This window comes from Nocardia cyriacigeorgica NBRC 100375, assembly GCF_000308555.1.
In the GTDB taxonomy this organism is placed as follows: Bacteria; Actinomycetota; Actinomycetes; order Mycobacteriales; family Mycobacteriaceae; genus Nocardia; species Nocardia cyriacigeorgica.
On record NZ_BAFY01000031.1, the window covers coordinates 13,776 to 39,359 of the forward strand.

25 protein-coding genes are annotated in these 25,584 nt (G+C 67.8%); 9 read left to right on the forward strand and 16 right to left on the reverse strand.

Translation table 11 applies throughout. The features are described 5' to 3' along the window. Positions 1–11 precede the first annotated feature (11 nt). A complete protein-coding gene (dmpG, locus tag RJ05_RS02425) occupies positions 12–1,049 on the forward strand; it encodes a 4-hydroxy-2-oxovalerate aldolase (RefSeq protein WP_036532628.1) in 1,038 nt (345 codons plus the stop codon). A 217-nt stretch (positions 1,050–1,266) separates the two neighbouring features. Here dmpG and RJ05_RS02430 read toward each other — a convergent pair whose 3' ends face one another. From RJ05_RS02430 to hsaA, 6 genes are all read right to left on the reverse strand, one after another. Continuing rightward, positions 1,267–2,067, reverse strand: coding sequence for a DUF1460 domain-containing protein (locus RJ05_RS02430; RefSeq protein WP_036532630.1), 801 nt, complete (start codon positions 2,065–2,067; stop codon positions 1,267–1,269). 54 nt (positions 2,068–2,121) lie between these two features. After that, positions 2,122–2,679 carry a YdeI/OmpD-associated family protein gene (locus RJ05_RS02435; protein WP_036532632.1) on the reverse strand — a complete coding sequence of 186 codons (558 nt, stop codon included), beginning with the start codon at positions 2,677–2,679 and terminating at the stop codon, positions 2,122–2,124. 171 nt (positions 2,680–2,850) lie between these two features. After that, positions 2,851–3,453, reverse strand: coding sequence for a 3-hydroxy-9,10-secoandrosta-1,3,5(10)-triene-9,17-dione monooxygenase reductase subunit (gene hsaB / locus RJ05_RS02440; protein WP_051016129.1), 603 nt, complete (start codon positions 3,451–3,453; stop codon positions 2,851–2,853). A 2-nt stretch (positions 3,454–3,455) separates the two neighbouring features. After that, complete coding sequence (hsaC, locus tag RJ05_RS02445; RefSeq protein ID WP_036532634.1) at positions 3,456–4,355, reverse strand: iron-dependent extradiol dioxygenase HsaC; 900 nt, start codon at positions 4,353–4,355, stop codon at positions 3,456–3,458. 2 nt (positions 4,356–4,357) lie between these two features. Next, a complete protein-coding gene (gene hsaD / locus RJ05_RS02450) occupies positions 4,358–5,230 on the reverse strand; it encodes a 4,5:9,10-diseco-3-hydroxy-5,9,17-trioxoandrosta-1(10),2-diene-4-oate hydrolase (protein WP_036532637.1) in 873 nt (290 codons plus the stop codon). A gap of 17 nt (positions 5,231–5,247) precedes the next feature. Continuing rightward, entirely contained in the window at positions 5,248–6,411 is a 1,164-nt protein-coding gene (hsaA, locus tag RJ05_RS02455; RefSeq protein WP_036532639.1) for a 3-hydroxy-9,10-secoandrosta-1,3,5(10)-triene-9,17-dione monooxygenase oxygenase subunit, read from the reverse strand. Between the two features lie 191 nt (positions 6,412–6,602). Between hsaA and RJ05_RS02460 the strand changes: the two genes are divergently transcribed. Both RJ05_RS02460 and RJ05_RS02465 read left to right on the forward strand, forming a co-directional pair. After that, positions 6,603–7,820 carry a 3-ketosteroid-9-alpha-monooxygenase, oxygenase component gene (locus tag RJ05_RS02460; RefSeq protein ID WP_036532641.1) on the forward strand — a complete coding sequence of 406 codons (1,218 nt, stop codon included), beginning with the start codon at positions 6,603–6,605 and terminating at the stop codon, positions 7,818–7,820. Next, positions 7,820–8,152 carry a hypothetical protein gene (locus RJ05_RS02465; RefSeq protein WP_036532643.1) on the forward strand — a complete coding sequence of 111 codons (333 nt, stop codon included), beginning with the start codon at positions 7,820–7,822 and terminating at the stop codon, positions 8,150–8,152. The genes RJ05_RS02460 and RJ05_RS02465 overlap by 1 nt, the downstream gene beginning before the upstream one ends. Before the next feature lie 72 nt (positions 8,153–8,224). On the opposite strand, the gene RJ05_RS02470 is transcribed toward RJ05_RS02465, so the two are convergent. Next, on the reverse strand, positions 8,225–9,265 hold the full coding sequence (locus RJ05_RS02470) for a saccharopine dehydrogenase NADP-binding domain-containing protein (protein WP_036532646.1): 1,041 nt from the start codon (positions 9,263–9,265) through the stop codon (positions 8,225–8,227). 96 nt (positions 9,266–9,361) lie between these two features. Here RJ05_RS02470 and RJ05_RS02475 point away from each other — a divergent pair, with 96 nt between their 5' ends. Beyond that, positions 9,362–10,282 carry an AraC family transcriptional regulator gene (locus RJ05_RS02475; protein ID WP_036532648.1) on the forward strand — a complete coding sequence of 307 codons (921 nt, stop codon included), beginning with the start codon at positions 9,362–9,364 and terminating at the stop codon, positions 10,280–10,282. Positions 10,283–10,350: 68 nt separating this feature from the next. Here the strand turns inward: RJ05_RS02475 and RJ05_RS02480 are convergent, their stop codons facing one another. From RJ05_RS02480 to RJ05_RS02515, 8 genes are all read right to left on the reverse strand, one after another. Then, positions 10,351–11,097, reverse strand: coding sequence for a DUF427 domain-containing protein (locus RJ05_RS02480; RefSeq protein WP_036532650.1), 747 nt, complete (start codon positions 11,095–11,097; stop codon positions 10,351–10,353). A 102-nt stretch (positions 11,098–11,199) separates the two neighbouring features. Next, complete coding sequence (locus tag RJ05_RS02485; RefSeq protein ID WP_036532652.1) at positions 11,200–12,447, reverse strand: MFS transporter; 1,248 nt, start codon at positions 12,445–12,447, stop codon at positions 11,200–11,202. 18 nt (positions 12,448–12,465) lie between these two features. Next, complete coding sequence (locus RJ05_RS02490; protein ID WP_036532655.1) at positions 12,466–12,924, reverse strand: MarR family winged helix-turn-helix transcriptional regulator; 459 nt, start codon at positions 12,922–12,924, stop codon at positions 12,466–12,468. A gap of 198 nt (positions 12,925–13,122) precedes the next feature. Next, on the reverse strand, positions 13,123–14,178 hold the full coding sequence (locus tag RJ05_RS02495) for an acyl-CoA dehydrogenase family protein (protein WP_036532658.1): 1,056 nt from the start codon (positions 14,176–14,178) through the stop codon (positions 13,123–13,125). A gap of 52 nt (positions 14,179–14,230) precedes the next feature. Further along, on the reverse strand, positions 14,231–15,298 hold the full coding sequence (locus tag RJ05_RS02500; RefSeq protein WP_036532660.1) for an acyl-CoA dehydrogenase family protein: 1,068 nt from the start codon (positions 15,296–15,298) through the stop codon (positions 14,231–14,233). After that, positions 15,295–16,434, reverse strand: a complete 1,140-nt coding sequence (locus tag RJ05_RS02505) for an acyl-CoA dehydrogenase family protein (RefSeq protein ID WP_036532662.1) — start codon at positions 16,432–16,434, stop codon at positions 15,295–15,297. The genes RJ05_RS02500 and RJ05_RS02505 overlap by 4 nt, the downstream gene beginning before the upstream one ends. Then, positions 16,435–17,343 (reverse strand): enoyl-CoA hydratase, encoded by a 909-nt coding sequence (locus tag RJ05_RS02510; protein WP_036532664.1) that lies wholly within the window; start codon positions 17,341–17,343, stop codon positions 16,435–16,437. It lies immediately after the preceding gene. Beyond that, positions 17,344–18,909 (reverse strand): FadD3 family acyl-CoA ligase, encoded by a 1,566-nt coding sequence (locus RJ05_RS02515; RefSeq protein WP_283016189.1) that lies wholly within the window; start codon positions 18,907–18,909, stop codon positions 17,344–17,346. A 191-nt stretch (positions 18,910–19,100) separates the two neighbouring features. On the opposite strand from RJ05_RS02515, the gene RJ05_RS02520 reads away from it, so the two are divergent. The 5 genes from RJ05_RS02520 to RJ05_RS02540 all read left to right on the forward strand — a co-directional run bounded on the left by RJ05_RS02520 (position 19,101) and on the right by RJ05_RS02540 (position 23,928). After that, a complete protein-coding gene (locus RJ05_RS02520) occupies positions 19,101–20,288 on the forward strand; it encodes an acyl-CoA dehydrogenase family protein (RefSeq protein WP_036532825.1) in 1,188 nt (395 codons plus the stop codon). Then, positions 20,285–21,091, forward strand: a complete 807-nt coding sequence (locus tag RJ05_RS02525; protein ID WP_036532666.1) for an SDR family oxidoreductase — start codon at positions 20,285–20,287, stop codon at positions 21,089–21,091. Before RJ05_RS02520 ends, RJ05_RS02525 begins: the two co-directional genes overlap by 4 nt. A 228-nt stretch (positions 21,092–21,319) precedes the next feature. After that, positions 21,320–22,066 (forward strand): hypothetical protein, encoded by a 747-nt coding sequence (locus RJ05_RS02530; RefSeq protein ID WP_249040503.1) that lies wholly within the window; start codon positions 21,320–21,322, stop codon positions 22,064–22,066. A 49-nt stretch (positions 22,067–22,115) separates the two neighbouring features. Beyond that, entirely contained in the window at positions 22,116–22,724 is a 609-nt protein-coding gene (locus RJ05_RS02535) for a TetR/AcrR family transcriptional regulator (protein WP_036532670.1), read from the forward strand. A 49-nt stretch (positions 22,725–22,773) separates the two neighbouring features. Then, a complete protein-coding gene (locus tag RJ05_RS02540; protein ID WP_036532827.1) occupies positions 22,774–23,928 on the forward strand; it encodes an acetyl-CoA C-acetyltransferase in 1,155 nt (384 codons plus the stop codon). A gap of 281 nt (positions 23,929–24,209) precedes the next feature. Here the strand turns inward: RJ05_RS02540 and RJ05_RS02545 are convergent, their stop codons facing one another. After that, a complete protein-coding gene (locus RJ05_RS02545) occupies positions 24,210–25,577 on the reverse strand; it encodes an NtaA/DmoA family FMN-dependent monooxygenase (protein WP_051016133.1) in 1,368 nt (455 codons plus the stop codon). Positions 25,578–25,584 lie beyond the last annotated feature (7 nt).

Consider the following 25,584-nt stretch of genomic DNA (forward strand, 5'->3'; position numbering starts at 1 on the left):
GAGCGTTTCCCATGGCTTTCTCAGCTGAACTCGACATTCGGGTCACCGACACCTCGCTGCGTGACGGGTCCCACCACAAGCGCCACCAGTTCACCGCCACCGAAGTGCGCGACATCGTCACCGCGCTCGACGGCGCCGGTGTGCCGGTCATCGAGGTCACCCACGGTGACGGCCTCGGCGGCTCCTCGTTCAACTACGGGTTCTCCAAAACCCCTGAACAGGAACTGATCACCATCGCGGCCGAGACCGCGAAGCAGGCCAAGATCGCGGTGCTCATGCTGCCCGGCGTCGGCGTCAAGGAAGACATCAAGATCTCCCAGGACAACGGCGCGAGCATCTGCCGCATCGCCACCCACTGCACCGAGGCCGACGTCTCCATCCAGCACTTCGGGCTCGCCCGCGACCTGGGCCTGGAAACCGTCGGCTTCCTGATGATGTCGCACACCCAGCCGCCGGAGGCGCTGGCCAAGCAGGCCAGGATCATGGCCGACGCCGGCTGTCAGTGCGTGTACGTGGTGGATTCGGCCGGTGCGCTCGTGCTCGAGCAGGTCGCCGACCGGGTCTCCGCGCTGGTCGCCGAACTGGGCAACGACGCCCAGGTCGGCTTCCACGGCCACGAGAATCTCGACCTCGCCGTCGCGAACTCGATCTACGCCATCCGCGCGGGCGCCACCCAGATCGACGGCAGCGCCCGCCGCTTCGGCGCCGGCGCGGGCAACACCCCCGTCGAAGCCCTCGTCGGCGTCTGCGACAAGCTCGATATCAGGACCGGCATCGACTTCTTCGCCATCGCCGACGCCGCCGAAGACGTCGTCCGCCCGGCCATGCCGCACGAATGCCTGCTGGACCGCCAGTCCCTGATGATGGGCTACGCGGGCGTGTACTCCAGCTTCCTGCGCCACGCCGAACGCCAGGCCGAACGCTACGGAGTCTCGGCCGCCGAAATGCTCGTCCGCGCAGGCAAGCGCAAGCTCGTCGGCGGACAGGAGGACCAGCTCATCGACATTGCGCTGGAACTCCAACGGGAACAGGCGCCAGTCACCGCCTGATCCCCACCGCAACGGGCCGCGAACGATCCAACCCCTGTCGTTCGCGGCCCGTTCGCGTTTCCGGATCTCACGGCCGAATCTGCGCCAATGCCGCAGTTCAGATCGATATGTCATGCGTGACCCGGTCCGCCGTGCGGTGCACACCGGTTCTGATGAGGAATCTGACTTCGTCGAGGTGGCTGCCCCTGAGTAGGGCTTGACCCGGGCGGAGTCGACTCTAGTTCGACCGCAGCACGAGGATTCCCGGCGTCGAGCGGACGTAGTCGAGGAAGGGGTTGTCGACGACCTTGTTGTCGGTAGCCAGGGATGAGGCGTTGCGGAAGATGGGGCCGTTGGGGGTGGAGACGAAGATGCCGACGTGGGTGACGTCGAGGCCGGGTTGGTCGGTGTAGGCGCCGATGTAGTCGCCGGTGCGGAGGTTGGCGATGACGGCGTCGTCTACGGACGAGGTGGGGATGTAGGTGATGTCGCGGGTGGTCACCGGTAGTCCGGGCAGGTAGTTGGTGCCGTCGGCTTTCGCGTTGAGCTGCTTGGTCGTCGTGACCGCGGCGGGGGTGAGGGTGGCGGTGATGTCGGTGGCGGCGGTGCGGTCGGTGTGCGCCCAGTCGGTGAAGAAGTGTTTACGGTGGGTGAATTCGACGCGGCCGGCGGTGTAGCGGGTCTGGATCAGGTTGGCGACGAACTCGTCGCGCGTGCCTGAGCGGCTGAGCGCTTCGACGTAGTCGAGGTAGGTGAAGCAGTCGACGCGGCGGAAGTCGATCACCAGCTGTTCGGGCTCGGTCGCCGATCCGATGAGCATGTTCGCCCCGTACGGCGTCCCGAGGAACTGCCGCGACAGCAGCTCGATCAGCTCGTCCTTGCTTTGGGTGGCCGCACCGGCCCGCACCGCCAGCAGTTCATCGATGCGGCGAGCGGTGACGTCATCGAGGGCGGGTGCGGCGGCCGCGCCGGGAATCAGCGCCGCCGGCCCGCAGGCGAGCGCCAGCACAACCAGCAACGCGCGGACGATGATGCGCACTACGCCTCCCGGGTCGGTTCGGCACGAGGTCGATACTCACGGTAGCGCCCCGGCTCAGCTGCTTGCGCCGAGCTCTGCCATGATCCGCCGCAACTGATTGTCGCGATGTGCTTGCGTCCGGCATTTCATCAACCGCAGCAGCAGCGCGTACTGTCCGGTGCGATCCAGGGCATCGAATCGTTTCCGTGCTGCCGGCTCCCGGTCCAATGCTCGTGCGAGATCATCGGGAACGGTCGCGTCGCGCTGCGCAGCGTAGGCCGCCTCCCATCGCCCATCCGCTCGCGCCGCCTCGACCGCCGCCAGCCCGGGCGCCCGCATCCGCCCCGCCGCCAGCAAGGCCTCCACCTTCGCCACATTGACCTGTGACCAGGGACTACGCGGCCGGCGCGGCGAGTATCGCTGCACGTAATGATGCACGTCGAAGCCGCGCCGAACGCTGTCGATCCACCCGTAGCAGAGCGCACCGTCGAGCGCCTCGCTCAGCGTGATCGTGGTGTCCGGCGCGCCCTTCTTGGCGATCTTCACCCAGACCTCCGTCGCGCGATCGTGGTTCGCGGCCAGCCAGGATTCCCATTCGGCGGCGTCGGTGCAGGTCAGCGCGGTGTCGTTCATGTCGTCTCCCGGGTCCGTCGTTCGCTGGTGAACCCATCCTCCGCCGATAAGTGCTCAACAACTGAGCACTTATTTCGGCATCGTGCGAGCGATCCCCCGAACACGACAAAGCCCGGCCGGTTGCTGCGAGTCCGGCCGGGCCGAACGGGGACCTTCCGCGCGGTCGCGGACCTACAACCAGGTGTCCAACGTGGTCGTGGTCAAGAAATGCTCCAGATCCGCCCGCCACGGCGCCGGCACGGTCTTCTCGGGCTCGATGGCGGTGTACTGGCCGCGGTAGAACAACAGCGGCCTGCCGGAGGTGGTCGACTCCGACAGGGCCAGCACACGGCCGATCACGATGTGGTGATCGCCGCCGTCGACGACGCGGTCCACCGAGCACTGGATGGTGGCCAGCGCGTCGTCTAGGAGCGGTAGCTCCAGATCAGAGGTGCGCCAGGCGGTTTCGGCGAACTTGTCGGGTTCGCGGGAACCGAAGCGGGCACACAGCTGCTGCTGTTCTTCGGCGAGGACGTTGGCGCAGAAACGGCCGTTGCGTTCGATCGCGGCCCAGGACCGCGAACCCTTGGTGGGGCAGAACAGCACCAGCGGCGGGTCGAGGGACAGGGCGGCGAACGACTGGCAGGCGAACCCGACGGGCGCCTTCTCGTCACCGGCACCGTCGAAAGTGGTGATGACAGTGATGCCGGTGCAGAACTGCCCGAGCACGTTCCGGAACTGGCGCCCGTCGATCTCCGGGTATTCCTGCGTAGTCACGTCCGCCCCGTCACTCATCGCTATTTCATTCCTACCGTGAAGTCGTGGCCCCACAGCGAGACCGCGGTGGACTCCCGCGCGATCCACGAGTGATCGTCGACTTCCAGGCCCTCACAACCGAATTCGATATCGAATCCGCCGGGGGTCTTCATATAGAACGACAGCATCTTGTCGTTGATGTGGCGGCCGAGGGTGGCCGACATCTTCACCTTCTTGCGCATCGCGCGGTCCAGGCACAGGCCCACGTCGTCGGAGTTCTCCACCTCGAGCATGAGGTGCACGATGCCGGTCGAATTGGGCAGCGGCAGGAACGCCAGCGAATGATGGCGCGGATTGCAGCCGTAGAACCGCAGCCAGGCCGGGTCGCCGTCGGCCGGGCGCCCGACCATCTGCGGGGGCAGCCGCATCGAGTCCCGCAGCCGGAAACCGAGGACGTCCTGGTAGAACGCCTGCGCGGCGGCGTCGTCGGTGCAGGTCAGCACCACATGGCCGAGGCCCTGCTCTTCGGTGACGAACTTGTGCCCGTACGGGCTGACGAACCGGCGGGCCAGATACTGCGCCCCATGGAAGGCCTCGAGGGAATTGCCGGAGGGATCTTCGAACCGGATCATATTCTCGACCCGGCGCTCGGCGAGCTCCTCCTTGGTGGCCTCCTTGAACGGCACACCGGCGGCGGACAGCGTTTCCCGAAGTTCTTGCAGCGCGGGCGCGTCGGTGACTTCCCAGCCGGAGACCTGCAACCGGTCCTTCTCGCCGGGAACGATCACCAGCCGCGCCGGGAAATCGTCCATGCGCAGATAGAGATTGTCCGGGTTGGGTCCGGGGGCCTCCATCATGCCGAGCACCTTGAGACCGTATTCGCGCCAGGCCGCCATATCGGTGGCCTCGATGCGCATATATCCGAGTGCGCGAATGCCCATGGCTATTTCACCCGGTTCAGGAAATCGGTGGCGAGCCGGTTGAATTCGGCGAACTTCTCCAGCTGCGCCCAGTGCCCGCAACCGCCGAACACGTGCAGCTGGGCGCGCGGAATCGACTTCAACGCCACCAGCGCGCCGTCGAGCGGATTCACCCGGTCCTCGCGGCCCCAGATCAGCAGCACCGGCTGACGCAGCTTATAGGCGTCGCGCCAGAGCATGCCCTTCTCGAAATCGGCACTGGCGAACGACTTGCCCATCGCCTTCATCGCGGCAAGCGATTCCGGGGTACTGGCCGCGGCGAACCGCTCGTCGATCAGCTCGTCGGTGACCAGCGACTGGTCGAACACCATGATCCGCAGGAACGCCTCGATGTTCTCCCGGGTCGGCTCGTAGGTGAATTTCGACAGCAGCCGCACGCCCTCGGTCGGATCGGGCGCGAACAGGTTGGTGCTCAGTCCACCCGGACCCATCAAGACCAGCTTGCCGGCGCGGTCGGGGTAGTCGAGCGCGAACCGCACCGAGGTGCCGCCGCCGAGCGAATTGCCCAGCAGATGCACCCGATCGGTGATGCCGAGGGTGTCGAGCAGATCCTTCAACGCCGAGGCGCTGTGCGCGAAGTACTGCGGATGCTCGGTCGGCTTGTCGGACTTGCCGTATCCGGGCTGGTCGACGGCGATGACGTGGAAGTCCTGCGCCAGCACCGGGATATTGCGGGAGAAGTTCGACCACGACGAGGCGCCGGGCCCGCCGCCGTGCAACAGCACGATCGTCGGGCCGTTGCCGACGCCGGCCTCGTGGTAGTGCAGTTTCAGGTCCGGCCGCACCTGGGCGAACCGGGAAGTGGATTCGTAGGTGAGTTCCACGGTCGAGGTCACTGTGTCTCCTGTGGTCATCACACCATGGTGTCGGTGACGGGCAGGCCGAATTCGCCCGCGCCGTACACCATGTAGGCCCGCTCCGGATCGTTGGCGGCATGCACCCGGCCGGCGTGGGCGTCGCGCCAGAACCGTTGCAGCGGTGTGCCGTTGGCCAGTGCGGTGGCACCGGAGCTCTCGAAGAGCTTGTCGATCGAGGCGATGGCGCGGCCGGTGGCGCGCACCTGGTCGCGGCGGGCGCGCAGGCGCAGATCGAACGGGATCTCCTCGCCGGCCAGCAGATGCGCGTACTCCTCGGCGACATTGCCCGACAGCTGACGCCAGGCGGCGTCGATATCGCTGGACGCCTCCGCGATGCGCACCTTGGCGAACGGATCGTCCTTGGCCTTCTCGCCCGCGTAGGCCGCGCGTACCCGCTTGCCCTGGTGCTCGACATGCGCCTCATAGGCGCCGTAGGCCATGCCGACGATGGGGGTGGAGATGGTGGTGGGATGGATGGTGCCCCACGGCATCTTGTACACCGGATCGGTGTTCTGCTCGAGGCCGGGCGAGGCGAGGTCGTTCATCGTCTTGTAGCTGAGGAACCGGTGCCGCGGCACGAACACGTCCTCGACGACCAGGGTGTTGGAGCCGGTGCCGCGCAGGCCGACGACGTTCCAGACGTCATCGATGCGGTATTCCGAGCGGGGGATCAGGAAGCTGCCGAAATCGACCGGGCGGCCGTCCTTGATGACCGGACCGCCGACGAAGGTCCACTCGGCGTGATCGGAGCCCGAGGACCAGGCCCACGAGCCGCTGACCCGGTAGCCACCCTCGACCACGGTGCCCGCACCCATCGGCGCGTAGGAGGAGGAGATGCGGATGTCGGTGTTCTCGCCCCACACTTCCTGCTGGGCTTCCTGCGAGAACAGCGCGAGGTGCCAGTTGTGCACGCCGATGATGCCGGCCACCCAGCCGGTGGAGCCGCAGGCGCTGGCGATCTTGCGGACGGTGTCGTAGAAGATCACCGGGTCGGCGGCGTACCCGCCCCACTGCTTGGGCTGCAGCAGCTTGAAGAAGCCGGTCTCTTGCAGCGCCTTCATGGTCTCGTCGGGGATGCGCCGCAGGTCCTCGGCCTCTTGTGCGCGCTCGCGCAGCATCGGCAACAGCGCTTCGACCCGTTCGGTCACTTCTTGCGTCATTTCCGGACCTGCTCCTGCCTTGGTTGGTAACCGGTACTCATTTGTCTCTGAGACTAGAACACGTTCTTATTTCTGTCGAGAACCGGTGTTCATTACCGGCTTCGACACGGCATGCGCAGGAAGTAGCCACTATCGCTGGCGCTGGACGCGACATTTTTGTAACGTGTTCTAGTGGAGAAGGAGGAATCGCGATGGCAATAACGCCACAGGGGAGCGGTACGAAGTTCAGAGAGCTCGATGTCGGCTCCGTGCCTACCCGGTACGCGCGGGGATGGCATTGCCTGGGTCTGGCCAAGACGTTCCGCGACGGCAAGCCGCATTCGGTCAACGCTTTCGGCACCAAGCTCGTCGTCTGGGCCGATACCGCCGGCGAATTGCGGGTGCTCGACGCCTACTGCAGGCATATGGGCGGCGATCTGAGCATGGGCGAGGTCAAGGGCGACGACATCGCCTGCCCGTTCCACGACTGGCGCTGGGGCGCGAGCGGCAAATGCACCTCGATTCCGTACGCGCGGCGCGTGCCGCCACTGGCCAGGACCAGGGCGTGGACCACCCTGGAGCGCAACGGCCAGCTGTTCGTCTGGCACGACCACGAGGGCAACCCGCCGCCGCCCGAGGTCACCATCCCGTACGTCAAGGGTTCCTACACCGACGCCGATGGCAATCCGCTCGAGGAACTGAACCCCGAGTGGACCGAGTGGACCTGGAATTCGCTGCTGATCGAGGGCGCCAACTGCCGTGAGATCATCGACAACGTCGTCGACATGGCGCACTTCTTCTACATCCACTTCGCCTTCCCGACCTACTTCAAGAACGTCTTCGAAGGTCACGTCGCGACCCAGTTCCTGGAGACCAAGGGCCGCCCGGATGTGGGCATCGCCGCCAAGTACGGCGGTGACAACCTGCTGAAGTCGGAAGCGTCGTACTTCGGGCCGTCCTACATGATCAACCCGCTGGTCAACATCTACGGCGGTTACGAGATCACGGTCAACCTGATCAACTGCCACTACCCGGTCGACCACGATTCGTTCGTGCTGCAGTGGGGTCTCAGTGTCGAAAAGCCCAAGGGCCTCGACGACGCCACCGCGGCCAAGCTCGCCAAGAGCATGACGACCTTCTTCGGCGACGGCTTCCTGCAGGACGTGGAGATCTGGAAGCACAAGTCCAAGGTCGAGAACCCGCTGCTGTGTGAGGAAGACGGCCCGGTCTACCAGCTGCGCCGCTGGTACGAGCAGTTCTACGTCGACGTCGCCGACGTCACCGAGAAGATGACCCAGCGCTTCGAGTTCGAGGTCGACACCACCAAGGCCAACGAGGCCTGGGAGGCCGAAGTGGCCGAGAACCTGCGGCGCAAGCGTGAAGCCGAGGCCGCCGAAGCGGAATCCAGCGCAGCGGAGGCGGGTGTGTAATGACCGCGACCTGGGCGAAAGCACCCGACTTCGCCGACCAACCGGCGCGGCGTGCCGCGGTGGCCGCCCAGACGGTCGTCGACAAGGCCAGGTACCTGGAGGAGGGGCTGACTCCGCTGCGGTGCCAGACCTGTCAGACCGAGGTGCTGGTGCGCAAGAGCAGTGCGCACCAGACCTCGATCCAGTGGACCGGCGACCCCGCCGCCCACTGCCCGGTCTACGCCAAGCTCGCCGAGCAGGGCGCAGCGCCGGGCCGGCCGGAATCCTGCGCCGATCTCGAACGCACCATCAAATGGGCGGTCGACGAAGGGGTGATCGACATCGTCGAGTAGTGGCCGGCGATGCGGACGGGGCGGGGAGAACTCTCGGAGTTCTCCCCGCCCCGCCGTCGTTTCCGGTGCGGCTCATCGTTGTTCGATACGCCAGCTGATGCCGTGCCCGGCCAGCGCGTCCAGGAAATCGGCGGCGTCGAAGGCTTCGGCGGGGGCCAGCGCACCGGGCTTCGCCGCGCCGTCGGCCAGCCGGACCGCCGCCTCGACCGCCATCACCGCGGAATCGCGGTAGGAGTCGACGCCGCTGAGCACGCCGCGCACCGTTTTACCTGGCACGGTGGCGTCCACCACCAGGTCGTAGCGCAGGTCGGAGGCGGGGTCGGGCTTCGCCGGCAGTCCGGCCACGACCTCGGCGGTGATCCGCTTCAGCCCCTCGTGGAATTCGCTGGGCAGCAATCCCGTCACGGTGGACACCGCGCTGTGCCTCGGGATCGTGAGAACCGGGGTCAGCGGAAACTTCGAGGCCGGACGGGGCCGGTCGGTCGGATAGCGCAACCGCGTGACGTCCGGACTGCCGGTCCGCCAGGAACCGCCGGAGTAGTGCCAGCCGCCCTCGCGGAACCAATCGACGCTGGCCAACACGGTCTGGGCGCTGCCGCGGGAGCCGTCACCGCCGCTTCGGCTGTGATGGCTGATGACGATGTCGGCGCCCTCGCCCGCCCTCCGGCTGGTCAGGTACCCGAGGAGATCGCCGGGCAGATTGCTGTCGGTGACCGCCGGGACGAGGGTGAGGCCCGCAGCCTCAGCGCGGGCGGAGTAGTCCTGGAAGACCTTGTGCACGAACAGTTGTTCGCCGGATAGGTCGGTGTAGTGCGCGCCCGCGTCGATGGCTGCGGACAGTACGGCTTCGCCATGGTTGACATAGGCGGGCAGGCTGCTGATGACCACGTCGGCGTCGCGGAAGGCCGTCACCTGTGCGTCGTGATCGTCGAGCGTGGCCACGCGGAGGTCGGCGTCGGGTAGCCCGGCAGCGGTCGCCGCGGCGCGCAGCCGGCCGGCGTCACGGCCGACGAGGATCGGGGAGAGTGCGCGGCGCCGTAGTTCGGTGAGCAGGTAGCCCCCGGCGTGGCCTGTGGCGCCGTAGACCGCGATGGTCTTGGTCGAGTTTGTCATGCCGATAACAGTATGGCGGTCTTGTGAGCCAGAGAATGTCTCAGATCCTCGACTTTATGCTCGAAACGCTCATTAGATGAGCTGTAGAGTCGGTATGTGGATATTCTCAGCGACACCATCGCGGCGATCCGCACGGGCAGTCCGTCCTCCGGGCTGTTCATCCGGCACGCGCCGTGGGGTCGCCGCTATCCGGTGGTGCCCGGCGCCGGTTTCCATGTGGTGCTGCAGGGTTCGTGCTGGCTGGTGCCGCCGCGAGGAGAGCCGATCGCCATGGGAGCCGGTGATGTGCTGTTCCTCCCGCGCGGCGCCGACCACGACCTGCTCGACAGCCCGACGACGCCCGTCACCGAGATCGCGCACGTGGGTGAGCCGCGTGAGATCCCCGGCGACGGCGTGCGGACCGCATTGCTGTGCGGCGCTTACGAACTGGGCCGGCGGCGCAGTCATCCACTGCTCGACGACCTGCCCGAGTTCATCCATCTGCCCGCCCGGCCCAGTCGTGATCCGGCGCTGCGCGGGGCGGTCGACCTGCTGGCCGCCGAGGTCGCCGAACCGCGCGCCGGCAGCGATGCCGCCATCCCCGCCATCCTGGACACCCTGCTGCTGTTCGTGCTGCGCGCCTGGTTGGACGAACAGGCCCGCGACCGACCCGGTGGCTGGGCCGGTGCGTTCGCCGACCCGGCGGTCGCCGCTGCTCTTCGCGCGATCCACGACGACCCCGCCAACGCATGGACAGTTCCCGAACTCAGTGCGATCGCCGGCGTTTCCCGCGCCACCCTGGCCCGCCGCTTCACCGCGACCGTCGGCGAACCGCCGCTGTCCTACCTCACCCGCTGGCGCCTGCTCACCGCCGCGCGCCTGCTCGGTGATACCGACGCATCTCTCGCCAGCATCGCCGCCGAGGTCGGCTACACCTCCGAATTCGCCTTCGCGAAGGCCTTCAAACGCGAGTATGGGCTGCCGCCGGGCCGATACCGGCGCGGATCCGGTGAGCTGCCCGCGATCGAAGTGTTCTGAGCGCGATGGTTGCTACGCCCGCGAGTGCCCGTATGCACTGCCGGGCGTCGTCGCGGTGACGGTGCCGCTCAGCTGAACGGGGTCTGCGGGCGTTGCTGGAGTTCGCCGTCGATGTAGATGTCGACCTTCTCGTTGTAGAAGCAGGCCAGGCCGGCGATCTTCTGACTCTCGGCGACCGGGGTGCGGTAGATCCACACCAGGTCGCGGTGCTCGGTGTCGCCGATGCGGATGTTCCAGTAGTCGGCGGTGCCCTTGTACGGGCAGCGGCTGTGCGTGTCCGACGGGTGCAGCACGTCCATCCTGACGTCGGTGAGCGGCAGGTAATACCGTGCGGGCAGGCCGGTTTCGAACAGGATGCGCGGTGCCGTCGAGTCGGCCACGGTGACGCCGTCGACCTCGACGCGGATATGGCGTGAACTGTTGAGAATGTCGACCCGGGAGTACGGGTCGCGCGGGTGGACGTAGATCGGCTCGTCTTCTTCGAACCATTCGTCCATCGCGTTCCAGTCCAGCCGCACCAGCTCACTCAGCTCGGGTGAGCCCAGGTAGCGCGTCGCCGCGCCCGGCACGATGGCGCCGTCGACGACCACGTCGTAACCGGTGCCCTCACCGCGGTGGATGGATTCGCGGACACTGCCGTTGGGCTCGAGCTTCGCGCGCAGATCGGCGACCGGAATGTAGTAGGTGGGGTAGTAGGGGATCTCCCAGACCAGGGACGGCCGCGTGGTGTCGGCGACGAGCTTCCCCCCGAAATAGACCCGCACCCGCTTGTGACACGGCTCGATCCTGACCTGTTCCCGCTGCGCTTCGGTCATAACTGCGACGCTACCCCGATCGGCATCGGCGCAGGTAGGGGTAGGTAGCGAACAGGCCACGCCGTTTGGGCGGGGCCTGATGGGTCGGGCGAGCCGAGATCGTCAGTCGCCGACGGTGATCGCTTGCGCCTCCTCGACGCTGTGCGGTGCGGGATCGTGATCGTCGATGTGGGCCAGCGCCGAACGTCCGCCGAATAGCACCAGCACGGCGACGGCGGTGCAGGCCGCGCCCACCCAGAACGGCAGCGCGGTGTTGTGCTCGCCGAGCTTGCCCGCCAGCCACGGGGCCGCGGCGCCGCCGGCGAAGCGGACGAAGCTGTAGGCCGCCGAGGCGGTGGAGCGTTCCACCGGCGCGGAGATCATCACGGCCTCGGTGATCAGGGTGTTGTTCACGCCGAGGAACAGGCCCGCGAGCACCACGCCGACGATCAGCACCGGCTTGTGCTCGGCGAACATGGCCATCACCGCGAGGTCGGCGGCGAACAGGGCCAGCGCCAGGCCCATCATCGGCAGGGTGCCGAAGCGGCGCTGCAAGACCGGAGCGAAGTACACCGACGCCACCGCCAGCATCAGGCCCCAGCCGAAGAAGATGAATCCGATCGCGTAGGTGCCCATATCCAGCGGGAACGGGGTGTAGGCGAGCAGGGTGAAGAAGCCGAAGTTGTAGAACAGCGCGGTCAGGCTCACCGTCAGCAGGCCGCGATGGCGCAGGGCCTTGAACGGTGCGGTGATCGAGGTGGGCTTGGCCGGCTTCGGGGTCTCCGGCAGCAGCACCACCAGCGAGATGAAGGCGATGGCCATCAGGACCGATACGCCGAAGAACGGCCCACGCCAGCTGATTCCGCCGAACAGGCCACCGACCAGCGGTCCGGTCGCGATGCCGATGCCGAGCGCGGCCTCGTACAGGATGATGGCGCGCGCGACGCCGCCGCTGGCCGCTCCGACGATGGTGGCCAGCGCCGTCGCGATGAACAGGGCGTTACCCAGACCCCAGCCGGCCCGGAAGCCGACGATCTGTTCGACCGTGTTCGACATACCGGCCAGCGCCGCGAACACCACGATGATGGCGAGCCCGGCCAGCAGCGTCTTCTTCGCGCCGAACCGGCTCGACACCACACCCGTGATCAGCATGGCCACACCGGTGACCAGCATGTAGCTGGTGAACAGCAGCGACACCTGCGACGGCGAGGCGTGCAGCTGCTCGCCGATCGGCTTGAGGATCGGGTCGACCAGGCCGATGCCCATGAACGCGATGACGCTGGCGAAGGCGACGGCCCACACCGCCTTGGGTTGCTTGGTCTTTTCCGGTGTCGCGGACGCGGCGCTGTGCGTCCTGGTCACAGTTGTCATGGGTGGGTTCCCTCGGTGTCAGTTCGTGCCGGGCGCTTCGGTGGCTTTGAGCGCGTCCAGCAATTCGGTGAGTTCGGCCTCCAGCCGGATCAGTCGGTCGGTGTCGTAGCCGGGCAGTCGCGCGGCGAGCGCGGTGCCGAAGGCTCGGCGGGATTCGACCAGCCGGTTGCGTCCGGCCGGGGTGAGGGCGACGACCACGGCCCTGGCATCGTCAGGGTCTTTGTGCCGGGTGGCGTATCCGTCCGCGACCAGCTTGCCGATCAGCGCCGTTGCCGCCGGTTGTGAGCATCGATCGATGCGGGCGAATTCGCTGACCCGTAGTTCACCGTGCTCGTCGAGCACCGACAGTGCCCGCAGTTCCGCGCGCGGTGGAAGGGCGTCCCCACTGATCACCCCGGCCAGCCGAGTCAGCCGAGCGGCGTTGACCACGAGATCGACGACGATGTCCTCCGCGGAAACCAGGTCGCTCTGCTGCACCTGGATATTATTACATAGGCTAACTATCTATCTGTGGTGAAATGAATCACCGGTGCTGACGAGCCAGGGCAGGCGGAGTCCCGCCGGACACCGTGCCGGGCGAGCCATGGTGCCCAGGGGCGCGCGAAGTCCGGCCTCGAACGCGACTGCCCGGCCACGCAGGGAGCGTGGCCGGGCAGTCAGGGTTGTTGCGTGGGCTCAGGCCGTCTTGGGCAGCGGCCGGCGCGGCTTGCCGAACAGCAGCGCGTCACCGTGGGCGCGCTTGAAGTGCAGGTGCGCGTCGTGCTCCCAGGTGATGGCGATGCCGCCGTGCAGCTGGATCATCTCGGCGGCCACCGTGGAGTAGGCCTCCGAGCAGTGGCGGCGGGCGACCCAGACGTCCTCGGCGGCCGACGGGTTGTCGGCGCCGACCGCGAACGTCGCGGCGTACGAGGTCGACTTGGCCGATTCGACCAGCACATACATATCGGCCATGCGGTGCTTGAGCGCTTGGAAACTGCCGATCGGCCTGCCGAACTGGACCCGGGATTTCGCGTATTCGACGGTCATCTCCAGGCACTGTTCGGCCGCGCCGACTTGCTCGGCCGCCAGTGCCGCCCAGGCGATCTCGCGCAGCCGGGTGATGATCGGTGCCGGATCGCCGGTGCCGAGTCGGCGACCGGCCACGTTGGTGAACCTGATCTCGCCGAGCTTGCGGGTGGGGTCCATGGTGGCCGACGGGCGACGCTCGACACCCGACGCCGCCGGATCGACCTCGAACAGGCCGGTCTCGGTGACGACGATCAGCGTCGCGGCATCGGCGGCATCGAGCACGTAGTGCGCCGTCCCGCTGAGGGTTTCCCCCTCGGCCCGCACCCCGAAGCTGTCCCAGCCATCCGCCCCGGCCCAGCACACCGCGAGTGTCCTGGTGCCTTCGGCGACCTCGGGCAACAGCCGCTCGCACGCGTCCGAATCCCCGGACAGCAACACCGCTTGCGCGCCGAGTACGGCCGAACCGAGCATCGGCACCCCGGCCAGCGACCGGCCCAATTCCCCGACCACCAGCAGCGATTCGACCAGACTCGCGCCGAATCCGCCGAACTCCTCGGGAATGGCCAGTGCCGCCACCCCGACCTGCTCGCACAGCGTCCGCCACAGCGCGGCGTCGTAACCGAGTTCGCTGTCGAGTGCCTGCCGGTCGACCGCGGGTCCGCCGCTGCGGGCGACCGCCCCGCGCACTGCCGCGACGAGTTCCTGCTGTTCCGCGGTGATCACGCGATTTCTCCGTTCTGGATGGCCGGCCGCTGCGCAAACATCACCGCGGTCCTCACGCCGACGCTCCGGCAGTCGAGCGCAGTGCCTCGGCGATCCGTGCGCGATGGAAATCCGCCGTGCCCCATGCCGAACGCAGCGCGGTGACCTTGGTGAGCAGCAGCGACAAGTCGTATTCGGCCGTGTAGCCGATGGCTCCGTGCACTTGCAGCCCGGTGCGTGCGGCGAGGTGGGCGGCATTGCCGCAGGCCACCAGGGCCGCGGACAAGTCACGGGCGCGATCGGGACCGCCCGCGGTCAAGGCGGCGCGGTGCAGCAGCGGTTCGGCCAGGTCGAGGGCGATGAGCACGTCGGCCAGCTTCTGCTTCACCGCCTGGAACTCACCGATCGGCCGCCCGAACTGCTTGCGCTGCTTGGCGTATTCGGTTGCCGCGTCCAGCAGTCCGCTGCCCGCGCCGAGCAGCTGGGCGGCAGCCGCCAGCGCACCGGCGTCGAAACCGGCGGCGATGGCATCGGCTACCTGCGTACCCTCGGCGATCAGCTCGTCTGGCGTCACGCTGAACAGCCGCCGCGCCGGATCCACCGAACGCACTTGTTCGCCGACCTTGCCGGTGGACAGGCGGTCGCCGTCCGCGATCAGGATCAGATCGGCCACATCGGCATCGAGGGCCACCGCCCCGCGTCCCGGTGACGCGAAGGCGATCGTGCCGAGCGTGGTGCCCGCCGCGATACCCGGTAGCCAGCGGGCCGCCGCAGCGGCCGCACCGGATTCGGTCGACGCGGAGCCGGTAGAAGCGGTTCCGGCCGCGTCCGCGCCGGCAAGCGCTTGCAGCAGAGCCGGAACAGCCGCGGCCGATTCCACCACCGGCCCGGCTACGGCCGAGCGACCGAGTTCTCCGAACGCGACCACCAGGTCGATCGGTTCGGCACCGATACCCTCGAACTCCTCGGCAACCGCGAGCCCGAATACTCCGGCACCGGCCAACTGTTCGAGCAGCGCACGTCCCGCGGCGTGCTCACCGGCAGCCCAGGAACGGACGGCGGCGGGTGTCTTACCGGCGTCGAGCAGCTTGCGGATGCTGGCGGCGAAATCGACGTGTTCCGGACTGAGCGTGAACCTCATCGGCTGCCTCCTCTCGGTAGGCCGAGGAGCCGCTCGGCGATGATGTTGCGTTGGATCTCGTTGGTACCGGCGTAGATCGGGCCCGACAGCGAGAACAGGTAGCCGTCGGTCCACGGCCCGGCCAGTTCGGCGGTGTCGCCGAGCAGGTCGAGTGCCGTTTCGTGCATGGCGATATCGAGTTCGGACCAGAACACCTTGGTGATCGAGGATTCCGCGCCCAGCTTGCCGCCCTCGTTCAACCGGGTCACGGTGCCGAAGGTGTGCAGCCGGTAGGCCTCGCTGCCGATCCAGGCATCCACCACCTTGTCGCGCGCGGCGGTCCCGGTGTCCTCGCCGCTCGCCCACAGGTCGATCAGTCGCTGCGCGGTGGCGCTGAATCGGCCGGGGCTGCGCAGCGACAGACCGCGTTCGTTGCTCGAGGTGCTCATCGCGACCCGCCAGCCCTCGTTCGGCGCACCGATGACGTCGGCGTCGGGCACGAACACCTCGTCGAGGAAGATCTCGGCGAAGCCGGGTTCGCCGTCCAGCTGCGGGATGGGGCGCACCGTGACGCCCTCGGCGTCCAGCGGGAACATCACGTAGGTGAGACCGCGATGACGCTCGGCCTCCGGGTCACTGCGGAACAACCCGAAGGCGCGATCGGCGTAGGCCGCACGCGAACTCCACGTCTTCTGGCCGCTAAGCAGCCAGCCGCCGTCGGTGCGGCGCGCGGTCGAGCGGATGCCGGCGAGGTCGCTGCCGGCTTCGGGCTCCGACCAGGCCTGCGCCCAGATGTCGTCGGCGCGGGCCATCCGCGGCATGATCCGGGCCAGCTGCTCGGGGCTGCCGTGCTCGAACAGCGTTGGCGCCAGCAGGAAGATGCCGTTCTGGCTCACCCGGCCGGGCGCACCGGCCGCGTAGTACTCCTGCTCGAACAGCACCCATTCCAGCAGCGACGCATCGCGTCCGCCGTACTCCTGTGGCCAGGACACCACCGAGTACCGCGCCTCGGCGAGGGTGTGCTCCCACTCCCGATGCGCCTCGAAACCGGCCTTGGTGTCCATCGACGGCAGCGGCTGTGCCGGCTTGTTCGCGGCCAGCCAGTCGCGCACTTCCAGCTGGAAGTCGCGGGTGGCCTGATCCAGATCCAGATCCACTTATTTCGCCCCGTTCTGCGTGGCTTCGGCGTCGGCGGACGCCGTACTCGCCGTGGCTTTCATCGTTTTGGCATTCATGCCGCCGAGGGAATCCGCGCCGACCTCGGCATTGTGGGCGTGCGCGAAATGGTGCAGGCCGAACACCGAGTCCATGCCGGCGCGCATACCCATCAGGTCCTCGGCCTGGTTGACCGCCTTCTTGGTGAGCGCGAGACCGAACTGCGGCATGGTGGCGATCTTGTCGGCCAGCGCGAAGGTCTCGGTCTCGAGCTGCTCACGCGGCACGACCCGGTTCACCATGCCCCATTCCTTGGCCTGCGCGGCGCTGAACCGGTCGCCGGTGAACAGGAACTCCTTGGCCGCGCGCGGACCGAGCACCCACGGATGCGCGAAGTACTCCACGCCCGGAATGCCCATCCGGACAACGGGATCGGAGAAGAAGGCATCCTCGGAGGCGACGATGAGATCGCAGACCCACGCCAGCATCAGCCCGCCCGCGATGCAGGCGCCCTGCACCATCGCGATGGTCGGCTTGGGGATCTCCCGCCAGCGTCGGCACATACCGAGGTAGACCTCGGTCTCGCGGGCGAAACGCTGATCGCCGCCCACGCGGTCCACATGGTCCCACCACAGGGCGGCCTTGTTCGGGTAACGCACGTGATGGTCGCGGCCGGGCGTGCCGATGTCGTGCCCCGCGCTGAAATGCTTGCCGTTACCGGCCAGCACGATGACACCGACCTCGGGGTCCTCCACGGCCCGCTCGAACGCGGCGTCGAGGGCGTAGGTCATCACCGAGTTCTGGGCATTGCGGTAATCCGGCCGGTTCATGGTGATCACGGCCACCGCACCGCGGCGCTCGTAGGTCACCACATCCGGTTCGAACGGCACCGCTGGTTCTTCGGCAGGCATTTACGACTTCTCCTCACGTAGTTGGCGTTTGAGCACCTTCCCGGCGGCGCTGTAGGGCAGCTGATCGCGGAACTCGACGATGCGCGGCACCTTGAAATTGGCCAGCACGGTGGTGGCGTAGGCGATCACGTCCTGCTCGGTGAGGTCGGCGCCGGGCTTGCGCACCACGTACGCCTTGCCCACCTCGCCCATCCGGGTGTCGGGCACCCCGATGACGGCCGATTCCGCGACGCCGTCCATTCGGGCGAGGGCCTGCTCGATCTCGGCCGGATAGACGTTGAATCCGCCGCTGATGTACATGTCCTTGAGCCGATCGGTGATCTTCAGGTAGCCGCGCTCGTCGATGGTGCCGATGTCGCCGGTGTGCAACCAGCCGTCGGCGTCGATGGCCTCGGCGGTGGCCTTCGGATCGTCGAGGTAGCCGAGCATCACATTGGGGCCGCGCAGCAGCACCTCACCGGTGGTGTCGAGACGCAGTTCGAAGTCGGCGATCGGGCGGCCGCAGGTGTTGGCGACGGTTTCGGCGTCGTCGTCGGGCCGGCACATGGTGCCGAAGCCGGCCGATTCGGACAGCCCGTACGCGGTGACGACCACGTCGAACGACAGTTCCGAGCGCATCCGCTCGATCAGCACCACCGGAACGGTCGCCGCCCCGGTGACGGCGACACGGAGCGTGCTCAGGTCGAAGTCGTCGCGGTTGGGGAAGTCGAGGATGGTCTGGTAGATCGTCGGCGGCCCGGTGAGGACGGTGATCTTCTCCTCGCCGACCAGCCGCATGGTCTGCGGCACATCGAACACGATCTGCGGCACGATCGTCGCGCCGGCCACCATGCAGGCCAGGAAGCCCGCCTTGTAGCCGAAGTTGTGGAAGAACGGGTTGACCAGCAGATAGCGGTCGGTGCTGGTCAGCGTCGAGCATTCGATCCAGGCCCGCACCACCGACAGCGCCTGGCGATGGGCCACCAGGGTGCCCTTGCTGCGGCCGGTGGTGCCGGAGGTGAACAGGATGTCGGAGACGTCCTCGGGGCTCACCGTTTCGGCGCGTTCGATCGCCTGCTCGCGGGTCACCGGTGCGGCGGCCTCGGGCAGCTGCGACCAGGCCAGGATCCGGGGATCCGCCGATGACGACTCGACTGTCATCGGACCCTCGACCGGAATCACCACGATGGTCGGGATATCGAGGTCGGGCGCGGCCGCCAGCAGTTCGGTCAGGCGTTCGCGCCGCAGGAACGGCCCGGAGATGAACAGCGCCTTCGGATTCACCCGGCGCAGCACGTCGGCCGCTTCGTCGGCCACGTACCGGGTGTTGAGCGGCACCAGCGCCGCGCCGCAATAGTGCGCGGCCAGCGCGGCGGTGACCCAGTGATGGGTATTGGGCGACCACATCGCCACCCGGTCGCCCCGCCGCACGCCACGGGCGATGAGTGCCCGTGCCACGTCCTGCACCGCGGCCAGCAGCTGCGTCCAATCCAGGCGGGTCTCGCCGTCGGCCACGGCGGGTGCGGTGCCGAAGGTGCGCGCTGCGTCGTGCAGCGCCATCGGGGTGGTCTGTGCAGGGGTTGTCACGGGTTGTCCTCACCGTCGGTGCGGTCGGTAAGACCGGAGTCTTACAAAGCAAGTGCTTGGTAGGTTATCGTATCGGCGTGGGTGCGATCCAGACCTCAGAATCCGACACCGGTCCGGCCGGTGGGCGCAGTTCGGCGATTTCACCGGGCGACCCGGCGAATCCGGCGTCCACCACGGCAAACGAGGCGGCCATGACGGCAAACGATGTGAACGGCCACGACGCCGACGCGACCTTCCGCGCCGAGATCCGCGCCTGGCTCGCGGAGAATCTGAACGGCGAGTACAAGGGCTTGCGCGGCCTCGGCGGGCCCGGCCGCGAACACGAGGCGTTCGAGGAACGGCTGGCGTGGGATCGTCATCTGGCGGCCTCGGGCTGGACCTGCCTGGGCTGGCCGAAGGAGTACGGCGGCCGCGAGGCGACCGTGCGCCAGCAGATCATCTTCCACGAGGAGTACGCCAAGGCCGATGCGCCCGCGCGGGTCTCACACGTGGGCGAGGAGTTGCTCGGCCCGACGGTGCTGGCCTTCGGCACCGAGGCGCAGAAGCAGCGCTTCCTGCCCGACATCCGCACCGTCACCGAACTGTGGTGCCAGGGCTATTCCGAACCCGGCGCGGGCTCCGACCTGGCCGCGGTCTCCACCTCGGCCCGGCTCGACGGCGACGAATGGTCGATCAACGGCCAGAAGATCTGGACCTCGCTGGCGCACGTGGCCGACTGGTGCTTCGTGGTCGCCCGCACCGAACCCGGGTCCAAACGGCACAAGGGCCTGTCCTACCTGCTGGTTCCGATGGATCAGCCGGGTATCACGGTGCGCCCGATCAATCAGCTCACCGGCACCTCCGAATTCAACGAGGTGTTCTTCGACGACGCCCGCACCGCGGCCGATCTCGTCGTCGGCGAACCCGGCGACGGCTGGCGCATCGCCATGGGCACGCTGACCTTCGAACGCGGTATCTCCACCCTCGGCCAGCAGATCCGCTTCGAACGCGAACTCGCGGGCGTCGAGGAGCTGGCGCGCCGCAACGGCGCCATCGACGATCCGCTGATCGCCGACCAGATCGACCGCGCCTGGGTCGGCCTGCGCGTGCTGCGCGCGCATGCCATGCGCACCATGGAAGGCGCGGGCGCCGACGACGGCGGCGGGCAGGCCTCGGTGGCGAAACTGCTGTGGGCCAACTGGCATCGCGGCCTCGGCGAACTCGCCATGGCCGTGCGCGGACCGGCGGGCCTGGTGGCCGCCGACGACGATCTCGACGAATGGCAGCGGCTGTATCTGTTCACCCGCGCCGACACCATCTACGGAGGTTCGAACGAAGTGCAGCGCAACATCATCTCCGAGCGCGTGCTCGGTCTGCCGCGGGAGGCCCGTCCGTCATGAGTGAGAACACCGTCTCGTTGTCGGTCGCGCCCCCGCTGGTGGCCGGCCACGGCCTGCTGACCGACCGCAAAGCCGTGGTGACCGCCGCCGCGGGCACCGGCATCGGCTCGGCCACCGCGCGCAGGCTGCTCTCGGAGGGCGCCGACGTCGTCGTCTCGGACTGGCACGAACGCAGGCTGGGGGAGACCCGCGCCGAGCTGAGCGCCGAATTCCCCGACCGCAAGGTCGAGGCCATCGTCTGCGATGTGTGCAGCACCGAACAGGTCGACGAACTCGTGCGCGGCGCGGCCGCGGCCATGGGCCGGATCGACATCTTCGTCAACAATGCCGGCCTCGGTGGCGAGACCCCGGTGGTCGATATGACCGACGAGCAGTGGAACCGCGTGCTCGACGTGACGCTCAACGGCACCTTCCGCTGCACCCGCGCCGAACTGGCCTACTTCCGCGCGGCGGGCCACGGCGGTGTGGTGGTCAACAATGCCAGCGTGCTCGGCTGGCGCGCCCAGTACGGCCAGGCCCACTACGCGGCCGCCAAGGCCGGCGTGATGGCGTTGACCAGGTGCAGCGCGGTCGAGGCCGCGGAGCTGGGGGTGCGCATCAACGCCGTCGCGCCGAGCATCGCCCGGCACGCGTTCCTGGACAAGGTGAGTTCGCCGGAACTGCTCGACCGGCTCTCCGAACGCGAGGCCTTCGGCCGGGCCGCCGAACCATGGGAGGTCGCCGCCACCATCGCCATGCTGGCCAGCGATTACACCACCTACCTCACCGGCGAGATCGTCTCCATCAGCAGCCAGCGCGCTTGAGGGGGCTGCCCGCCTCTCCGCGTTTTTGGCCAGACCTAGGTGCGGTGCCGGCAGCGTTGGCGGCCGGCGGCGGGTCGGCGGCTGGGTCAGCCGGTGCCCAGTGAGGTACCCGGACCGTACGAAATCAGGCATTGCGTGGGAGTACCTGCAAGCGGCTGAAAAGGTTGGATCCGGCTCGGCCGCGTATGCGATGCTGGTGGAGGTCGGGATCGCACACCCGGAGGGGCGATGGCTATGGGCCTGGACCGCCGATCTGCCCGAGAACAGCCCACACGCGAACAACTCGAACTCGAGTTGGTGCGTGATGTCGTGCTCGCCAGACGGAGACAGGAAAGCCTGGTCCTGGCCGCGCTGACCTTCGGTGCCGAACTCCTGGACGTCGGGCGACGCTCGGCCGCCGCGCGGGCCGGGCGCATTCTCGAGTCCTACGCCGTCGACGAGAACGACATCGCCCGCGATCCGCGCGCGGCACTGCGGGCCGATATGGCGCGCGAGCGGGCGCGGGCCCGCCGGATCGGGCTGGGCACCGGCGCGGACGGCGGCGAGGCGCAGGGGCGCCGGACCCACCAGATCGAATTGCTCTACGAGGTGCGCGCCGACCTGCTCGACGTGGTGCGCCGCTCGCGCAGATACCGTTTCGACCGCGACACCTTCGCCGAGCAGATCGCGCAAGGCCTGTGCGCGGTCACCGACAAGCTCATCGGCAGCGCCGATATGGACACCTACCACGCGTGGCAGCGCGGGATGGTGCTGAAGCTGATCGAGGAACCCACCCGCTTCGGGCCACCGCGCGTCCTCGCAACCGTTGACGCGGGCCCCGGCCGCGAACCCCTCACCGTCGAATGGGACAGCTGCGAACGCCGCCTGGCGCTGGTCATGCGGATGATGCGGGCCGGCATCTCGCCGGTGGTGATCTGTGAGCGCCTGCTCGCCGACCTGTCGAGATCGTCACCGCTGCGGTACTCGGAGCGCTGAAAATCCTTACCCACTATCCCAAGCAAATGCTTGGTTGTATTATGGCCGGGTGACCGCACCCGACCCGTCCAAATCAGCCCGGCGCAATGAACTGCTCGGATTGGCGGCCGACCTGTTCGCCGAGCGGGGCCTGCGCGCCACCACCGTCCGCGATATCGCTGATGCGGCCGGAATCCTATCGGGCAGCCTGTATCACCATTTCGATTCCAAGGAATCGATGGTCGACGAAATCCTGCGCGGCTTCCTCGACGACCTGTTCGGCCGCTACCGCGACATCGTCGCCTCCGGCCTGAGCTCGCGCGACACCCTCGAGGCGCTGGTGCTGGCCTCCTACGAGTCCTTCGACCGCTACCACGCCGCCGTCGCCATCTACCAGGTCGAGGCCAAACGCCTGCGCGGCATCGAACGCTTCACTTACATCGACGAATACAACAAGGAGTTCCGCGCCCTCTGGCACCAGGTGCTCACCAATGGTGTGCGCGACGGCAGCTTCCGGGCCGAACTCGATATCGAACTGGCCTACCGGTTCCTGCGCGACACCGTCTGGGTGGCGGTGCGCTGGTACACCCCCGGCGGTCCGATCACCGTAGACAACCTCGCCAAGCAGTATCTGACCATCGTGCTCGACGGGCTGACCGTGCCCGAGCACACCACGTAGGAGTCTGAACATGTCCGAACCCTCCGGCTCGCGCCGCCCCTACACCCCGCTGCGCGAGGCGTACGTGATCGACGCGGTGCGCACCCCGGTCGGCAAACGCGGCGGCGCCCTGGCCGGCGTGCATCCGGCCGACCTCGGTGCGGCGGCCCTGCGCGGTCTGCTCGACCGCAACCCGCTCGATCCCGGTGTGGTCGACGACGTCATCGTCGGCTGCGTCGACAACATCGGCCCGCAGGCAGGCAATATCGGCCGCACCGCCTGGCTGGTGGCCGGCTACCCGGAGGACGTTCCCGGCGTCACCGTCGACCGGCAGTGCGGTTCCAGCCAGCAGGCGATCAATTTCGGCGCCCAGGCCATCATGAGCGGCACCGCCGAGGTGATCGTGGCCGGCGGTGTGCAGAACATGAGCGCCATCCCGATCTCGGCGGCCATGCTTGCGGGTAAGGAATACGGCTACGAGTCGCCGTTCGTCGGCGCGCAGGGCTGGGATCACCGCTACGGCACCGGTGAGGTCTCGCAGTTCCGCGGCGCTCAGCTGATCGCCGAGAAGTGGGGGATCAGCCGCGAGGACATGGAGCGCTGGGCGCTGCGCAGCCATGACCGCGCCCGTCGCGCCATCAAGGAGGGCCGTTTCGATCGCGAGATCGTGCCGGTCGGCGATTTCTGGATCGATCAGGGCCCGCGCGAGACCAGCCTGGAGAAGATGGCCTCGCTGCCCGCCCTCGCCGAAGGCAGCCCGCTCACCGCGGCGGTGGCTTCGCAGATCTCCGATGGCGCGAGTGCCACCCTGCTCGCTTCCGACTGGGCGGTCCAGGAATACGGCCTCACCCCGCGCGCCCGCATCCATCACGTCAGCGCCCGCGGCGCCGACCCGATCTTCATGCTCAGCGCGCCGATCCCGGCCACCAAGTGGGCACTGGAGAAGACCGGCCTGACCATCGACGATATCGACGTCATCGAGATCAACGAGGCCTTCGCCCCGGTGGTGCTGGCCTGGTTGAAGGAGACCGGCGCGGATCCGGAGAAGGTCAACGTCAACGGTGGCGCCATCGCCCTCGGCCACCCGCTCGGCGCCACCGGCGCCAAACTGTTCGCCACCCTGCTCAACGAATTGGAGCGGATCAACGGACGGTACGGGCTGCTCACCATCTGCGAGGGTGGCGGCACGGCCAACGTCACGATCATCGAGCGACTGGATCGCTGATCTCGCTGGTGCCGGCGGCTGCCCGCGTGATCAGGCGGCCGTCGGCACCAGTCGGGTTTTCACCTGCGCGGGCCGGCGGCGCCCGGTATCGCCTCGGCTCCGGCTACACAGCCGTGGCACGGCCGGTGCCGCATCGGATCGGTCCATGCCCACCTTTGCGACGCTGCCGGGTGTAGGGTTGCGCGTCCTGCCGAATACCTTGCTGCGCAGCCAGTTTGCGCACCTCGGCCCAGCTGTGGCCGAACTTCCGGTGCCGGACTCGGAGTCGGGCGCCGGCGAGTTCAGGCACGTGCAGGGACTTTGTCTGTCGCGAAAAGATTCGGCAGACCGAGATTGTCGCGCAGAGTGGTTCCGGTGTACTCGGCGCGCAGTGCGCCGCGCTCCTGGAGCAACGGCACCACCCGATCCACGAATTCGTCCAGGCCGGTCGGCACCAGGTGGGAGCCGAGGATGAAACCGTCGGAGCCGTCGTTCTGCACGAAATGATCGATCTGCTTGGCGATCTGGTCCGGAGTGCCGACCAGCGGCCCGCGTTCGAACTGATCGATCACCACCTCGCGGAGGGTGAGTTTCTTCTCCTCGGCGACGGCTCGCAACTTGGCCACGGTCGCGAACCGATCCTGATACACGAAGGCCTTGCCCTGAATGATCGGCGGCGCATCGGGATCCGGGTCGATATCGGGCACCGGCCCCTCCGGGTCGTAGGCCGACAGGTCGCGGTTCCAGATCTGTTCCAGCAGGATCAGCGCGGTTTGGCCGGTGACCTGTTCATCGCGGATGGTGCGGTACTTCTCGATGGCCTCGGCCTCGGTGTCGCCGAGCACGAAACTCGCCGAGGGCAGGATCTTGATGTCGTCGGCCGAACGTCCCGCCGCGACGGCGCGGGCCTTGATATCGCGGTAGAAATCGGCCGCCTCGGGCAACTGCCCGTAGGGGGAGAAGATGGCGTCGGCATTGGCGGCGGCGAAATCGCGGCCCTGCGGGGATACACCGGCCTGCAATGTCACCGGACGGCCCTGCGGGCTGCGCGGCACGGTGAACCGGCCGGCGATATCGAACTGGCTGCTGTGGACGGCGAACGCGCCCGCATCCGGCCGAGCCAGGTAGCGCCCGGATTCGCGGTCGGCGACGATATCGCCGGCCTCCCACGAATCCCACAGCGCACGCACCGCCGCGACCGTCTCTTCCGCGCGCGCGTACCGCTGCGAACGGTCCAGGTATCCACCGCGGCGGAAGTTCTGGCCGGTGAACGCGTCGAATGAGGTGACCACATTCCAGGCGGCGCGCCCGCCGGACAGATGATCCAGGCTCGCGAACTGCCGTGCCAGCTCATAGGGCTCGTTGAAGGTCGTGTTGATGGTGCCGGCCAACCCGAGGTGCTCGGTCACGGCGGCGAGCGAGGCGAGGACGGTGAAAGTGTCGGGCCTGCCGATGATGTCCTGATCGAAGATCTTGCCCGCCCGTTCGCGCAGCGCGAGTCCTTCGGCGAGGAAGAAGAAATCGAACTTGCCGCGCTCGGCGGTGCGGGCGGTGTGCTCGAACGAGCTGAACTCGATCTGGCTGCCCGCCTCCGGATCCCACCAGGAGGTGTGATGGTTGACGCCACCGAGGTAGGCGCCGAGGATGACCTGCTTGCGTTGAATGCTCATGGTGACC

Coding starts and splice junctions, on each gene's coding strand:
- hsaC (WP_036532634.1), bottom strand. CDS start 4,355: ATGGGCATTCGCGCACTCGGATATATGCGCATCGAGGCCACCGATATG.
- RJ05_RS02460 (WP_036532641.1), top strand. CDS start 6,603: ATGGCAATAACGCCACAGGGGAGCGGTACGAAGTTCAGAGAGCTCGAT.
- RJ05_RS02500 (WP_036532660.1), bottom strand. CDS start 15,298: ATGAGGTTCACGCTCAGTCCGGAACACGTCGATTTCGCCGCCAGCATC.
- RJ05_RS02530 (WP_249040503.1), top strand. CDS start 21,320: ATGGCTATGGGCCTGGACCGCCGATCTGCCCGAGAACAGCCCACACGC.
- RJ05_RS02465 (WP_036532643.1), top strand. CDS start 7,820: ATGACCGCGACCTGGGCGAAAGCACCCGACTTCGCCGACCAACCGGCG.
- RJ05_RS02510 (WP_036532664.1), bottom strand. CDS start 17,343: ATGCCTGCCGAAGAACCAGCGGTGCCGTTCGAACCGGATGTGGTGACC.
- RJ05_RS02520 (WP_036532825.1), top strand. CDS start 19,101: ATGACGGCAAACGATGTGAACGGCCACGACGCCGACGCGACCTTCCGC.
- RJ05_RS02470 (WP_036532646.1), bottom strand. CDS start 9,265: ATGACAAACTCGACCAAGACCATCGCGGTCTACGGCGCCACAGGCCAC.
- RJ05_RS02545 (WP_051016133.1), bottom strand. CDS start 25,577: ATGAGCATTCAACGCAAGCAGGTCATCCTCGGCGCCTACCTCGGTGGC.
- RJ05_RS02525 (WP_036532666.1), top strand. CDS start 20,285: ATGAGTGAGAACACCGTCTCGTTGTCGGTCGCGCCCCCGCTGGTGGCC.
- RJ05_RS02485 (WP_036532652.1), bottom strand. CDS start 12,447: ATGACAACTGTGACCAGGACGCACAGCGCCGCGTCCGCGACACCGGAA.
- hsaA (WP_036532639.1), bottom strand. CDS start 6,411: ATGACGCAAGAAGTGACCGAACGGGTCGAAGCGCTGTTGCCGATGCTG.
- RJ05_RS02480 (WP_036532650.1), bottom strand. CDS start 11,097: ATGACCGAAGCGCAGCGGGAACAGGTCAGGATCGAGCCGTGTCACAAG.
- RJ05_RS02435 (WP_036532632.1), bottom strand. CDS start 2,679: ATGAACGACACCGCGCTGACCTGCACCGACGCCGCCGAATGGGAATCC.
- dmpG (WP_036532628.1), top strand. CDS start 12: ATGGCTTTCTCAGCTGAACTCGACATTCGGGTCACCGACACCTCGCTG.
- hsaB (WP_051016129.1), bottom strand. CDS start 3,453: ATGAGTGACGGGGCGGACGTGACTACGCAGGAATACCCGGAGATCGAC.